Origin of the sequence: Paracoccus spongiarum (assembly GCF_030732095.1) — a bacterium.
Taxonomy (GTDB): Bacteria; Pseudomonadota; Alphaproteobacteria; order Rhodobacterales; family Rhodobacteraceae; genus Paracoccus; species Paracoccus spongiarum.
In genome coordinates this window covers 1-13872 of record NZ_JAVAMQ010000006.1, presented here as the reverse complement: position 1 = coordinate 13872, position 13872 = coordinate 1, and the positions used below count along the sequence as shown (strand labels likewise).

Sequence of the window (13872 nt, the reverse complement as noted above, 5' to 3'; positions counted from 1 at the left end):
ACGCATCCCCGGCCCGCCGCACGCTGCGGTGACGGACCGGCAAGGGCGGCCCCTCGGGGCCGCCCTTGTTGCATTATGGTCGCGCGGGCGCGGCCGGCGGCGGCCGACCTAGCCGTTGCCGCGCACGAAGCGTGCGGCGCCCTCGGCGGCGCGTTGCAGCGCGCGGCTCTTGTTGACCGTTTCCATGAACTCGGCCTCGGGGTCGCTGTCATAGACCACCCCGCCACCCGACTGGATGTAGAGGGCGCCATCCTTCAGCACCCCGGTGCGCAGGGCGATGCACATGTCCATCTCGCCATTCGCGGCGAAGTAGCCCACCGCCCCGCCATAGACGCCACGCTTCTCGGGCTCGAGTTCGTCGATGATCTGCATGGCGCGGACCTTCGGTGCCCCCGACACGGTGCCCGCCGGAAGCCCGGCCAGCAGCGCCGACAGGGCATCCTCGCCCTCGCGCAATTCGCCCACCACGTTCGAGACGATGTGCATGACGTGGCTGTAGCGTTCGATGACGAACTGCTCGGTCGGTCGCACGGTACCGGGGCGGGCGACCCGGCCCACATCGTTGCGGCCCAGATCCAGCAGCATCAGATGCTCGGCCAGTTCCTTCTGGTCGGCCAGCAGGTCGGCCTCGAGGGCGCGGTCCTGGGCCTCGTCCGCGCCGCGCGGACGGGTGCCCGCGATGGGCCGGATCGTCACCTCGCCATCGCGCAGCCGCACGAGAATTTCGGGGCTGGCGCCGACGATCTGGAAGCCGCCCATGTTCAGGAAGAACATGAAGGGTGACGGGTTCGTGCGCCGCAGGCTGCGATACAGCGCAAAGGGCGGCAGAGGGAAATCCATCCGCCAGCGCTGCGACGGCACCACCTGGAAAATGTCGCCGGCGCGGATGTAATCCTTGGCCCGCTCGACCGCCGCCAGGTAATCGGGCTTGCTGAAATTGGAAACCGGCGTGCCGATCCGGGCCTCGGCCCCAAGGGCGCGCGGCTCGGACGGCTGCCGGTCCAGAGCACGCAGCGCGTCCATCACCCGTTCGGCGGCGCGGGCATAGGCTGCGCGGGCGTTGTCGCTGCCATCCTGCCAGGCCGGCGCGCACAGCGTCACCTCGCCCTTCACGCCGTCCAGCACGGCAACCACCGAGGGGCGCATCAGCATCGCGTCGGGCAGGTCCAGCGGGTCGGGGTTCACGTCGGGCAGATGCTCGACCAGACGGATCATGTCATAGCCCAGATAGCCGAACAGACCCGCCGCGACCGGCGGCACGCCCTCGGGCATGGCCTCGATGCGGCTTTCGGCGATCACCGCGCGCAGGCTGTCCAGCGCCGGGCGATCCTCGGGCGCGAACTCGCCCGAGAAACGCGCCTGCCGGTTGATGCGGGCGATGCCGTCGCGGCATTCCCAGATCAGGTCGGGTTTCATGCCGACGATGGAATAGCGGCCGCGCACCTCGCCGCCGGTCACGGATTCCAGCATGAAGCTCATCGGCGCGGCCTCGGCCAGCTTCAGCATCAGGCTGACAGGCGTATCCAGATCGGCGGCGAGGCGGATCGTCACAAGCTGGTTGCGGCCCGCCTGCCATTCGGCCTCGAAGGCGGCATAATCGGGCGACAGATCCATCATTGCGCCTGCGCGTTGATGGCGCTGATCGCCGCCTGGTTCAGCTCCAGCCCGCCCTGCAGCTGCGCGGCACGGGCGTAATAGTCGAAGACATCAGACTGCAGCGAGTCGCCAAGGCGGCTGCGCACGGCCTCGATGACCTGCACGGCCTCCTCATCGCCAAGATCGGCGCCATGCACGGCATCGAGCCGCAGCAGGAATACCCGGTCTCCGGCATCGACCACCTCGACTTCGTCCGAGGGCTGCATGGCGAAGGCCTGCTGCACAAGCTCGGGGGGGACGCCTTCTATCCAGCCATCGCGGCGCAGGCCCGCCTCGGTCGTCCAGTCCGCCTCGGCGGCATCCGCGTCGGGCGCTGCGGGATCGGCGCGGTCCTCGGCCTCGGCTTCGGCGGTGCGGTCCGGCGTGGATGTCGGCGTGGCCACCCGCGAGGCGACGTCGCCCGGAGCAGCCGGCGCCGGGGTCGGCAGCGGCGCGGCGGTCATCTGCACCTCGTGTTCCTCGGCAAGGGCCAGCAGCTGGCGGCGCACCTCGGCGCGGCGCCAGTCGGCCGCCACCTCGTCGCGGACCTCCTCGAAGGGCCTCAGCGCGGGCGGCACCACCTCGTCCAGCCGCAGCGCGAAGACACCGCCATCGTCCAGCGCGAACAGCTGCGGGAAATCGCTTTCCGTGACCCGCGCAGCCTCGTCGCGGAACGCCTGATAGCCGGCGATGCTGCGCTCCGCCGCCGGGGTGTCGGCCGACCAGTCGATCTGGCCCAGCTGCATCGGCGTTTCCTCGGCCATCTGCTCCAGCGTGGCGCCGCCGGCCAGCAGGTCCTCGTAATCGGATGAGCGATCCTCGATCATCCGCGCGGCACGGTCCACGGCCGCCTCGGCGCGCAGCGACTCGCGCGCCTCCTCGAAGCCGATTTCGACCGGCTCGAGGATCGCGTTCATCGAGAACAGCGCAGGCCCCAGATCGGTTTGGACCGGCCCGACGACACCGGGCTGGTCCAGCGCAAAGACGGCCTCGCCCGCCGCGCCCAGATCGGCCTGCGTCACCTCGCCCAGATCGACATCCTCCAGCGACAGGCCGCGCTGCAGCACGAAGGCCTCGAAGGGCTGGTCGCCGGCGTCGATGCTGGCCTTCGCGGCCTCTGCGGCGGCCTGATCGGGAAAGACCAGGCGGCTGACGATCCGCCGGTCGGGCTGGCGGTATTCGGCGATGTTGTCCTCGTAGACTGCCCGCAGCGCGGCCTCGTCCAGATCGACCTCGTCGGCCAGCATCTCGGGGGTCAGCCAGACATAGCTGATCCTGCGCGTCTCGGGGGCGGTGAAGCGGTCGGCATTGGCGGCATGCCAGGCCTCCAGCGTGGCCTGGTCGGGTTCGGCGACCGGCGCCGGCAACTGGTCCTCGGTCAGCTCGCGCCAGGCGAGATCGCGGGTTTCCAGCAGCCATCCGGCGGTCTGGCGGACCATCGCCTCGGGCGGCACCACGCCACCGGTCACGGCGCGCTGCATCAGCAGCCGCGCCTCGTCGCCGCGGATGTTGCGTTCGAACTCGGCCTCGGACAGCCGCTCGCGGCGCAGCACCTCGGCATAGGCGGTGCGGTCGAAATTGCCGTTCGGGCCACGGAACGCCTCGGCCTCGACGATGCTCTGGCGGACCCGGTCATCGCCGACCGAGACGCCGATGCGGCGGGCCTGCTCCTCCAGCGCGGCACCGGTGAACAGCTGCGCCTGCACCGCCTGCGGCAGGCCGATCGCCTGCGCCTGCGCCATGTCAAGCTGCTGGCCGGTCTGGCGAGCATAGGCGTTCATCTGGTTGCGCAGCGCCCGCGCGTATTCCTCGGCCGTAACCCTGGTCTCGCCGACCGCGCCGATCTCGGTCGAGCCGCCCGAAAAGCTGGTGACGCCAAAGCCGCCAAGCCCGAGGATCAGAAGCCCCATCAGCAGCCAGACGATGGTGGATTTTCCGTGCGTGCGCAGGTTCTTCATGGCGCGGCCTTTCTGGGGTCGTGTCTGCGCCGTCTTCTAGGCCGGGCGCGAGGCGGCCACAAGCCTTCAGCCCGCGAAGCCCGCCAGCCGGTCGGCCAGCGCCGCGATGCCCGCGCCATCGACATTGGCGAAGGCGATGCGCAGATGCCGCGCACCGCCCGGGTCGTTCTCGGGCATGAACATCGTGCCGGGCAGCGCCAGCACGCCCGCCTCGCGCAGCAGCCGTGGCGCCAGTTCGGCGGAATCCGCCGCGAACGGATGCCGGACCCAGGCGAAATAGGCGCCGGCGCTTTGCACCTGCCAGCCGGGCAGTGCCGCAATGGCGGCGACGGTGGCCGCGCGCCGGGCCAGGATCTCGGCCCGTTCAAGGGCCAGCCAGTCGTCCAGATGCGCCAGCCCCCAAAGCGCCCCGATCTGTCCCAGCTGCGAGGTCGAGATGGCGACGGTATCAAGGAACTTCTCGGCCTGGGCCAGCCGCGCGGTCGATGCGATGATCGCGCCCACCCGATGCCCGGTCAGCCGGTACGCCTTCGAGAAAGAATAGAGCTGGATCACCGTGCGGTCCCAGTCGGGCGCGGCCAGCAACGCATGCGGCGGCCCCTCGCGGCTGTCGAAATCGCGGTAGGTCTCGTCGAGGATCAGCGCGATGCCGTGGCGCCGCGCCAGATCGTGAAATTCCGCCACCAGCCCGGCGGGATATTCCGCCCCCGAGGGGTTGTTCGGCGTCACCAGCACGATGGCGCGGGTCGCGGGGCTCAGCAGCGCCGCGGCGCTGGCGGGGTCGGGCAGCAGGTCGGGACCACAGGGCAAGGGCCGGGTCGCGATGCCCTGCATGTCAAGCCACATCTTGTGGTTGAAATACCACGGCGTCGGCAGGATCACCTCGTCGCCCGGCCCGGCCAGCGTGGCGATGGCCGCGCAGAAGGCCTGGTTGCAGCCCTGCGTGATCGCCACGTTCCCGGCGGCGACGCTGCCGCCATAGGCCGCCGAAAAGCGCGCGGCCACCGCCGCGCGCAGATCGGGATTGCCCAGCACCGGACCATACAGATGCGCCCCGGGGCGATGCAGCGCGGCCTCGGCGATGGCGCGGCGCAGGGGTTCGGGCGGCGGGTCGACCGGGGCGGCCTGGCTGACATTGATCAGCGGGCGGTCGGGCGCGAAGGTCACGCCCTGCAGCCAGCGCCGCGCCTGCATCACCGGCGGCGCAAAGGTCGCGGCCAGCGCCGGGTTCAGCGGCGTCATCTCAGTTGCGCTCCAGCAGCCGCAGATCGCCCAGATCGGGCGGCAGCGACAGGTCCAGCGCCGGCGACGGCAGAACAGGCGCGGTCACGGGTGCCGGCGCGGCCTCGGAGGCCGCAGGCTGCGCGGCCGGCCGCGGGGCGATCGCGGGGGCGGTCAAAGGCGCGGCACGCGGGGACGCAGGCGGCGTTGCGGCCGCCAGGGCGGCGGGCGGCTGGTCGCGCTCGGCCAGGGGCCGCATCGCGGGCGCCGCCGTCGCAACCGGCCGGTCGCGCGCCTCGGGCAGCGACAGCCGCGGGCTTGCCTCGCCCTCGGCGGGGCGCGGGGCCAGCGGCTGATCGGCCGGGGCCTGCGGGCGGGCATCCTCGCTGGTCACGGCCACGGGGGCAGGTTCCGCGGCGGGCGCGCTGACGGCGGGCGCATCGCTGAGGTCAAGCCGCGCCGAAGGCGGTGCCAGCGGCGTCGGCACGAGGGGGGCAACGTCACCGCCCCGCCCGAATTCCGAGCCGACCGGAAGATCGACCGCCGCGGCGGTGGGTTGGGCGGGGTCGCCCGGCCGGTCGCCCGGCCCGTCGGCCGGCGCGGCGTCGGGCGCGGCGGCAGGTGTGGTCGCTGCCAGGGCGTTGTCCGGCGCAGCCGGGGGCGCGGAACTCGCCGCAGGCACAGGGGGCCCGCCACCCGCGTTTTGCCCGGCATCCGCCACGGGCGCAGGGGTCACGGGCGCAGGGGTCACGGGCGCAGGCGTCACGGGCGCAGGCGTCACGGGCACGGGCGCTGGGGGCACGGAGGCCCCTGGCGCGGGGCTGCTGCTGTCGGCTGACCCGGCCGCCGGCCCCTGCGGCGATGCCGGCGCCTGCGGCGTTGCGGCCATGCGTTGCGCGTCAGGCAACGGCGCCAGCAGCGACAGCAGCAGCAGGACCCCGCCACTCAGCGCCGCGCCATGCCCCAACCCCGTCCAGAAACCGCGTGTCATCCGCCTCTTCTTTCCCCGGCCGGGCTTGACCCCCCGACGCGCTTTGCCCCATCTATAGCGGACCCGTTTCCGGGGGGAAACACTCCCCAAGCCAAGGCCCCTGCGATGATCCTCCTGATCGACAACTACGACAGCTTCACCTGGAACCTCGTGCATTACATGGGCGAAGCCGGGGCCGAGGTCGAGGTTCGGCGCAACGATCAGATCACCGTGGACGAGGCGCTGGCGATGAACCCTGACGGCATCGTGATCTCGCCGGGGCCCTGCGATCCGGCGCAGGCGGGGATCTGCCTTGCGCTGATCCGCGCCGCCGCGGATCGCAGGATCCCGCTGTTCGGGGTGTGCCTCGGGCATCAGGCCATCGGCGAGGCCTTTGGCGGCAAGGTGGTGCGCGCGAACCGCATCCTGCATGGCAAGGTGGACCTGGTCCATCATGACGGCACCGGCGTCTTCGCCGATCTGCCCTCGCCCCTGAAGGCCACGCGCTATCATTCGCTGACGGTCGAGCCGGAAAGCCTGCCGAACTGTTTGCGCGTCACCGCGACCTCGGATGACGGCACCATCATGGGTCTGATCCACGAGGCGCTGCCGGTCGAGGGCGTGCAGTTCCACCCCGAATCGATCGCCTCGGAGCATGGCCACGAGATGATCGCCACCTTCCTGCGCCGCTGCGCCCGGCACGAGGCGGCCGCATGAGCAGCGGCGACATCCGGCCGCTGATCGGCCTCGCCGCAAGCCGCCCACTGACCGGACCCGAGGCCGAGTCGGCGTTTTCGGCGCTGTTCGACGGTGCGGCGACCCCCGCGCAGATCGGCGGTCTGCTGATGGCGCTGCGCGTGCGCGGCGAGACCGTGGACGAGATCGCCTCGGCCGCCCGCGCGATGCGGGCGCGGATGAACCGCGTGGCCGCGCCCGAAGGCGCCATCGACATCGTCGGCACCGGCGGCGACGGCAAGGGCACGCTGAACATCTCGACCGCGACGGCCTTCGTGGTCGCCGGCGCCGGCGTGCCGGTCGCGAAGCATGGCAACCGCAACCTCAGTTCGAAATCCGGGGCGGCGGACGCGCTGACCCAGATGGGCATCAACGTGATGGGCGGCCCCGCCGTCGCCCAGCAGGCGCTGGACCGCGCGGGCATCTGCTTCATGATGGCGCCGATGCACCACCCCGCGATGCGCCATGTCGGCCCGCCGCGCGCCGAACTGGGCACCCGCACCATCTTCAACCTGCTGGGCCCGCTGACGAACCCGGCCTCGGTGCGCCGGCAGCTGACCGGGGCATTCTCGGCCGACTGGATCCGCCCGATGGCCGAGGTTCTGCAGGCGCTTGGCAGCGACGCGGCCTGGCTGGTGCATGGCAGCGACGGCACCGACGAGATCAGCATCGCCGGCGAAACCCGGGTCGCGGCCCTGGACAAGGGGGCGATCCGCGAATTCACCGTCGTGCCCGAGGATGCCGGCCTGCCACGCCACCCCTTCGAGGCGATCATCGGGGGCGAGCCGACGCACAATGCCGCGGCCTTCCGCGCCCTGCTGGATGGTGCCGAGGGCGCCTATCGCGATGCGGTGCTGCTGAACGCCGCGGCGGCGCTGCTGGTGGCCGGCGTCGCGCCCGACCTGCGCGAGGGCGCGGCGATGGCGCGGGCCTCGATCGACAGCGGCGCGGCGAAGGCGAGGCTTGCCGCGCTGGCCGAGGTGACCGGGCCGCCCGAGACATGACCCCGCCCGCCGCCTGGTCGCACCTGCCGTTCTTCCGCACCGGCTGGCCCGCGATTCGCGACCGGCTGGCCGCTTCCCCCGGCTGGCTGCCGGGACCCGGACGGATCTTCGCCGCGCTGTCCGCGACGCCGCCGCAGCGGGTGCGGGCGGTGATCCTCGGGCAGGACCCCTACCCGACGCCGGGCCATGCCAACGGCCTCGCCTTTTCGGTCGCGCCGGGGATCGCCCCGCCGCGGTCGCTGCGCAACATCTTCACCGAATTGCAGGCCGATCTGGGCGTGACCACCGCCGGGGGCGATCTGTCCGGCTGGGCCGCACAGGGGGTGCTGCTGCTGAACACCGCGCTCAGCGTGCCGCCGGGCGAGGCGGGCGGCCATGCCCGCTGGGGCTGGGACAGGCTGGCCCGCGAGGCCATCGCCGAGGCGCAGCGCCACGGCCCGCTGGCCTTTCTGCTTTGGGGCGCGCATGCCGAACGGGCCGCGGCGGGGCTGCCGCGCCCGGCCGATCTGGTGGTGGCCAGCGCGCATCCCTCGCCGCTGTCGGCGCGGCGAGGCTTTTTCGGCAGCCGGCCCTTCAGCCGGGTGAACGACTGGCTGGCAGGATCGGGCCGCCCCCCGATCGACTGGTCGGCCTGACCGGCCCCGCGAGCCGTCCCGTGACCCGTCCCGCGACCAGCCCCCTTCCCTCGCGCGGCGCGCAGGGGTAGAAACGGGGCATGGATATTCTCGACAGGATCCGGGCCTACAAGCTCGATGAAATCGCCGCCGCCAAGGCCGCGCGTCCCGCAGCCGAGGTCGAAGCCGCAGCCCGCGCCGCCGGGCCGGTGCGCGGCTTTGCCGCCGCACTGCGGCGCAAGGCCGAAACCGGCGCCGCGCTGATCGCCGAGATCAAGAAGGCCAGCCCGTCCAAGGGGCTGATCCGCGCCGATTTCGACCCGCCCGCGCTGGCCCGCGCCTATCAGGAGGGCGGTGCCGCCTGCCTGTCGGTGCTGACCGACGCGCCCAGTTTCCAGGGCGCGCCCGCCTATCTGACCGCCGCCCGCGCCGCCTGCGACCTGCCGGTCCTGCGCAAGGATTTCCTCCACGACCCCTACCAGGTCGCCGAAGCGCGGGCATGGGGCGCCGACTGCATCCTGATCATCATGGCCTCGGTTGACGACGTCCTGGCCGCCGAGCTTGAGGCCGCCGCCACCGATTGGGGCATGGACGCGCTGATCGAGGTGCATGACGCCCCCGAACTGGACCGGGCGCTGCGCCTGTCATCGCCGCTGATCGGCATCAACAACCGCAACCTCAAGACCTTCCAGCTGTCCCTCGACGTGACCCGCGACCTCGCCCCGCGCATCCCCGAGGGCCGCGAAATCGTCTGCGAAAGCGGCCTGTTCGAGGCGGCAGATCTGGCGCGGATGATGCAGGTCGGCGCACGCCGGTTCCTGATCGGCGAAAGCCTGATGCGCCAGCCCGATGTCGCCGCTGCCACCCGCGCGATCCTCGACCTGCCCGGCCGGATCGAGGCCGCATGAGCCTGACCCATTTCGACGCTGCCGGCCAGGCCCACATGGTCGACGTCTCGGGCAAGGCCGAGACCACGCGCGAGGCCGTTGCCGAGGGCTGCGTGGTGATGTCGCCCGACACGCTGGCGCTGGCGCAAGGCGGTGCGGCCAAGGGCGACGTGTTCGGCGTGGCGCGGCTGGCGGGGATCATGGGCGCCAAGCGGACCTCGGACCTGATCCCGCTGTGCCATCCGCTGCCGCTGGCCCGTGTTGCGCTGGACCTTGCCGCCGACGCCGCGCTGCCGGGCATCCGGGTGACCGCGACCGTGCGCACCACCGGCCGCACCGGCGTCGAGATGGAGGCCCTGACCGCCGTCACGACCGCCTGCCTCACCATCTACGACATGCTGAAGGCAGCCGAGAAGTCGATGCGCATAGAAGGCATCCGCTTGCTGATGAAAAGCGGCGGAAAATCAGGCGATTACCGGGCAGATCCATGATTTCTGTCGAAGATGCCCTTGGCCGTGTCCTGGCGCTGGCGCCGGCGCCGCGCGGCGAAGAGGTGGCGCTGGCCGGGGCCGCGGGTCGCGCCCTGCTGGCGCCCGCCATTGCCCGGCTGACCCAGCCGCCCTTCGACTCGGCGGCGATGGACGGCTATGCCCTGCGCAGCGCCGATCTCGGCGGCCCGCTGCGGATCATCGGAGAGGCGGCGGCGGGTCATCCCTGGACCGGCACGCCCGTGCCCGGCACCGCCATCCGCATCTTCACCGGCGCCCCGGTGCCCGCGGGCTATGATCGGGTGGTGATGCAGGAACATGTCCGCCGCGAGGACGACGCGCTGACCGTTCTTGAGGCCGGCGCCGGGTCGCATGTCCGTGTGCGCGGCAGCGACTTTGCGGCCGGCGACGAACTGGCGCCGGGCCGCCGCCTCGGACCGGCCGATATCGGGCTGCTGGCTGCCATGAACGTCCCGGCCGTGACGGTGGCGCGGCGTCCGGTCGTGGCGGTGCTTGCGGGCGGGGACGAGCTGGTGCGCCCCGGCGAGACGCCAGCGCCCGGCCAGATCGTCAGTTCCAACGATCTCGCCATCGCCGCACAGGTCGAGGCCGCCGGCGGCGTGCCCCGGATCCTGCCGATCGCCCGCGACACCGAGGCCAGCCTGCGTGCGGGCTTTGCCGCCGCTGCGGGCGCTGATCTGGTCGTCACCATCGGCGGCGCCTCGGTCGGCGATCACGACCTCGTTGCCCGCGTCGCCGAGGGGCTGGGGCTGGCACGGTCCTTCTACAAGATCGCGATGCGCCCCGGAAAGCCGCTGATGGCCGGCTCGCTCGCCGGGACGCCCCTGCTTGGGCTGCCCGGAAATCCCGTTTCGGCAATGGTTTGCGGCATCCTGTTCATGCAGCCTCTGATCCGCGTGATGCAGGGCCTTCCGACCGGACTGGCGCCGCGCAGGGCGCGCCTGGCGGCCCGCCTGCCGGCCGAAGGCCCGCGCCAGCATTACCTGCGCGCCACGCTGGAACAGGGCCCCGACCTGCCGCTGCTGCGCACTTTCCCGGATCAGGATTCGGCGCGGCTGTCGCTGATGGCAGAGGCCGATGCGCTGCTGGTGCGGCCGGCGGGCGATCCGCCGCGGCAAGAGGGTGACGTGATCGACTTCCTGCCGCTTGATCGCTGAGATTAACCGATTTTTCACCCCGCTTTGTTCTCTTTGTTGACGCGATTCGTCGCATCGGCTAGAACATTAACGGAACACTTCGGACCAGGGCGGGCAGATGCTGACCAGAAAGCAGATCGAGTTGTTGGAGTTCATCCACAAGCGCATGGCCCGCGACGGGGTGCCGCCGTCCTTCGACGAAATGAAGGACGCCCTCGATCTGCGGTCGAAATCCGGCATCCACCGGCTGGTGACCGCACTCGAGGAACGCGGCTTCATCCGCCGCCTGCCGCATCGCGCCCGCGCACTGGAAATCCTGCGCCTGCCCGACGCCCTGACAGACATGGCGGCGCCCCCTGCCGCCTCGGCGGGGTTTTCGCCGCGCGTCATCGCGAACGACCGCCCGTCGCGGCCGCGCGGCGCCCTCGGCATCGTCGACAGCGCCGCGGTCGAACTGCCGCTGATGGGGCGAATTGCCGCGGGCGTGCCGATCGAGGCGATTTCCGAGGTATCGCACCATGTCTCGGTCCCGGGCACCATGCTGTCGGGACGCGACCATCACTACGCCCTCGAGGTGAAGGGCGATTCGATGATCGAGGCCGGCATCAATGACGGCGACGTTGTGGTGATCCGCGAACAGGACACCGCCGAAAATGGCGACATCGTCGTGGCCCTCGTCGAAGGACACGAGGCGACGCTGAAGCGGTTTCGCCGGCGCGGCGCGATGATCGCGCTGGAGGCCGCGAACCCGGCCTACGAGACGCGGATCCTGCCCGAAGCCTCGGTCCGCGTTCAGGGTCGGCTTGTCGGGCTGATCCGCAGCTACTGATCCGCGTGGCCTGACCGCCCCACCCTACAGGTGGTGCAGGAAGTTCGGCCCGGCCCTTGCCAGCAATTCCTCGGCCAGATCGTGGCCCATGGCGCCGGCGTCTGAAATCGGCCCCGCGCGGCCGCCCGCGATCGACACCGAGCCATCGGGCAGCAGGATCTCGCCCCGCAGGACCAGCTGGCCGCCCCGCAATTCGGCAAGCCCGGCAATCGGCGTCTGGCAGGACCCGTCCAGCCGGCGCAGGAAGGCGCGCTCGGCCCCGACGCGATGGCCGGTGTCCGGGTCGTGCAGCGGCCGCAGCAGACCGGCGGCGGCCTCGTCGTCGCGCCGCCGCTCGATCCCGATGGCGCCTTGGGCCACGGCGGGCAGCATGTCGTCGGGCGCAATCGGGCCGCGCGCGACCTCGGTCATGCCCAGCCGCCGCAGCCCGGCCATCGCGAGGAAGCTGGCCACCGCCACCCCGTCGCGCAGCTTCTGCAGCCTGGTCTGTACGTTTCCGCGGAACTCGACCAGTTGCAGATCGGGCCGGCGATGCGCCAGCTGCGCCCGGCGGCGCAGGCTGGACGAGCCGACGACCGCGCCCTGCGGCAATTCGGCGATCGCGCCGACATGCGGGCTGACGAAGGCGTCGCGGACATCCTCGCGGGGCAGCAGGCAGTCGATCACCAGCCCATCGGGCTGCAGGGTCGGCATGTCCTTCATCGAATGCACGGCGATGTCGATCTGGCCCGAGGCCAGCGCATCCTCGATCTCGCGGGTGAACAGGCCCTTGCCGCCGATCTCCTTCAGGGGCCGGTCGATGATCCTGTCGCCGGTGGTCCTGATCACCACGACCTCGAAGGCATCGGCTGGCAGGTCATGCGCGGCCATCAGCCGGTCGCGGGTCTCATGGGCCTGCGCCAGCGCAAGGGCCGAGCCGCGGGTGCCGATCTTCAGCGGGCGTGAGGGGTCGGGTCGTTCGCTCATGCCCCACGGCATAGACGCCGCGGGGCTGCTTGACAACGCCCCTCGCCTCGCCTTGATGGGTCGGCAAGGAGGCCCCATGACCAAACTTCTGCTGCGCGCGCTGGCCGGCGAAACCCTGCCCACCCCGCCGATCTGGATGATGCGCCAGGCCGGGCGCTATCTGCCCGAATATCGCGCGACCCGCGCGCAGGCCGGCGATTTCCTGTCGCTGTGCTACAATCCCGACCTCGCCGCCGAGGTGACGCTGCAACCGATCCGGCGCTTCGGCTTCGACGCGGCGATCCTGTTTGCCGACATCCTGCTGGTGCCGCAGGCGCTTGGCGCGGATCTGTGGTTCGTCACCGGCGAGGGGCCGCGGCTGTCGACGATCGGTGACGCGGCGGGCGTTGCGGCGTTGCGCCCCGCCGATCGGGTCCACGACACTCTTGCCGCGGTCTACGAGACGCTGCGCATCCTGGCGCGGGAATTGCCGCGCGACACTGCGCTGATCGGCTTTGCCGGGGCCCCCTGGACCGTCGCCACCTACATGATCGCGGGCCGCGGAACGCCGGACCAGGCGCCGGCCCATGCCTTCAAGACCGCCGACCGCCCGGCCTTCGCCGCCCTCATCGACCGCATCACCGAGGCCACGATCCACTACCTGTCGGCGCAGATCGAGGCCGGCGCCGAGGTGGTCAAGCTGTTCGACAGCTGGGCCGGCAGCCTGAAGGGGCAGGATTTCGACGATTTCGCCGTCGCTCCGGCCCGGCGCATCATCGCCGCCCTGAAGCAGCGCCATCCGGGCGTTCCGGTGATCGCCTTCCCGCGCGAAGCGGGCGATCGCTATGTCGGCTTTGCCGCGACGACCGGGGCCGATTGCGTGGCGATCGACAATTCGGTCGACGCCGCGTGGGTCGCCGCCCATGTGCAGCCGGACGGCTGCGTGCAGGGAAATCTCGACCCGCGGCACATGGTCGACGGCGGGCCCGGACTGGTCGCCGAGGCGCAGCGGATCACCCGCGCGCTGCGCGGCGGGCCGCATGTCTTCAACCTCGGTCACGGCATCACACCCGACGCCGATCCCGACAATGTCGCGCGCATGATCGACGCCGTCCGAAGCGCATGATCTGGGTCGCGGCCACGCTGATCGCGGCGGCCGCGCAGACCGGCCGGAACGCCGCGCAGGCCGGGCTTGGCGGCCGCATCGGCACCATTGGCGCGACCGCGGTGCGGTTCCTGTTCGGCCTTCCCTTCGCGCTGGCGGTGCTGGCCGCGACGGCGCTGATCGGCGCGGTTCCCACCCCCGGCCCGGCGGCCATCGGCCATGCCGCGCTGGGCGCGGGGGCGCAGATTGCGGCGACGGCGCTGATGCTGCTGACCATTGTAGGGGGGTACTACCTTTGAGACAAACGGCGAGACCCACCGAGGC

General features: G+C 71.7%; 14 protein-coding genes. 9 read left to right on the top strand and 5 right to left on the bottom strand.

What is annotated here, in order from left to right; all coding sequences use genetic code 11:
* Positions 1-108: 108 nt before the first annotated feature.
* The 4 genes from trpE to Q5Y72_RS08130 form a co-directional block, all read right to left on the bottom strand.
* Entirely contained in the window at positions 109-1614 is a 1506-nt protein-coding gene (trpE, locus tag Q5Y72_RS08145; protein WP_305962916.1) for an anthranilate synthase component I, read from the bottom strand.
* A complete protein-coding gene (locus Q5Y72_RS08140; protein WP_305962915.1) occupies positions 1614-3593 on the bottom strand; it encodes a peptidylprolyl isomerase in 1980 nt (659 codons plus the stop codon). Before Q5Y72_RS08140 ends, trpE begins: the two co-directional genes overlap by 1 nt.
* Before the next feature lie 66 nt (positions 3594-3659).
* On the bottom strand, positions 3660-4835 hold the full coding sequence (locus Q5Y72_RS08135) for an aminotransferase (RefSeq protein WP_305962914.1): 1176 nt from the start codon (positions 4833-4835) through the stop codon (positions 3660-3662).
* 1 nt (position 4836) lies between these two features.
* Positions 4837-5805 carry a hypothetical protein gene (locus Q5Y72_RS08130; protein WP_305962913.1) on the bottom strand — a complete coding sequence of 323 codons (969 nt, stop codon included), beginning with the start codon at positions 5803-5805 and terminating at the stop codon, positions 4837-4839.
* 105 nt (positions 5806-5910) lie between these two features.
* Between Q5Y72_RS08130 and Q5Y72_RS08125 the strand changes: the two genes are divergently transcribed.
* The 7 genes from Q5Y72_RS08125 (at position 5911) to lexA (ending at position 11498) form a co-directional block, all read left to right on the top strand.
* Positions 5911-6501: an anthranilate synthase component II gene (locus Q5Y72_RS08125; RefSeq protein ID WP_305962912.1), complete on the top strand. Its 591-nt coding sequence runs from the start codon at positions 5911-5913 to the stop codon at positions 6499-6501.
* The gene (gene trpD, locus Q5Y72_RS08120; protein ID WP_305962911.1) at positions 6498-7523 is read left to right on the top strand and encodes an anthranilate phosphoribosyltransferase; all 1026 of its coding nucleotides are present in this window, start codon (positions 6498-6500) and stop codon (positions 7521-7523) included. The genes Q5Y72_RS08125 and trpD overlap by 4 nt, the downstream gene beginning before the upstream one ends.
* Entirely contained in the window at positions 7520-8158 is a 639-nt protein-coding gene (locus Q5Y72_RS08115; protein ID WP_305962910.1) for a uracil-DNA glycosylase, read from the top strand. The genes trpD and Q5Y72_RS08115 overlap by 4 nt, the downstream gene beginning before the upstream one ends.
* Positions 8159-8238: 80 nt before the next feature.
* Positions 8239-9045, top strand: coding sequence for an indole-3-glycerol phosphate synthase TrpC (trpC, locus tag Q5Y72_RS08110; protein WP_305962909.1), 807 nt, complete (start codon positions 8239-8241; stop codon positions 9043-9045).
* Entirely contained in the window at positions 9042-9515 is a 474-nt protein-coding gene (gene moaC, locus Q5Y72_RS08105; protein ID WP_305962908.1) for a cyclic pyranopterin monophosphate synthase MoaC, read from the top strand. The genes trpC and moaC overlap by 4 nt, the downstream gene beginning before the upstream one ends.
* On the top strand, positions 9512-10690 hold the full coding sequence (locus Q5Y72_RS08100) for a molybdopterin molybdotransferase MoeA (RefSeq protein ID WP_305962907.1): 1179 nt from the start codon (positions 9512-9514) through the stop codon (positions 10688-10690). The genes moaC and Q5Y72_RS08100 overlap by 4 nt, the downstream gene beginning before the upstream one ends.
* 97 nt (positions 10691-10787) lie before the next feature.
* The gene (lexA, locus tag Q5Y72_RS08095; protein WP_305962906.1) at positions 10788-11498 is read left to right on the top strand and encodes a transcriptional repressor LexA; all 711 of its coding nucleotides are present in this window, start codon (positions 10788-10790) and stop codon (positions 11496-11498) included.
* Positions 11499-11522: 24 nt separating this feature from the next.
* On the opposite strand, the gene hemC is transcribed toward lexA, so the two are convergent.
* Positions 11523-12464 (bottom strand): hydroxymethylbilane synthase, encoded by a 942-nt coding sequence (hemC, locus tag Q5Y72_RS08090; protein ID WP_305962905.1) that lies wholly within the window; start codon positions 12462-12464, stop codon positions 11523-11525.
* A 76-nt stretch (positions 12465-12540) separates the two neighbouring features.
* Between hemC and hemE the strand changes: the two genes are divergently transcribed.
* Together hemE and Q5Y72_RS08080 are read left to right on the top strand one after the other, a co-directional pair.
* Positions 12541-13569 (top strand): uroporphyrinogen decarboxylase, encoded by a 1029-nt coding sequence (gene hemE / locus Q5Y72_RS08085; protein ID WP_305962904.1) that lies wholly within the window; start codon positions 12541-12543, stop codon positions 13567-13569.
* Complete coding sequence (locus Q5Y72_RS08080; protein ID WP_305962903.1) at positions 13566-13847, top strand: hypothetical protein; 282 nt, start codon at positions 13566-13568, stop codon at positions 13845-13847. Before hemE ends, Q5Y72_RS08080 begins: the two co-directional genes overlap by 4 nt.
* Positions 13848-13872: the final 25 nt, after the last annotated feature.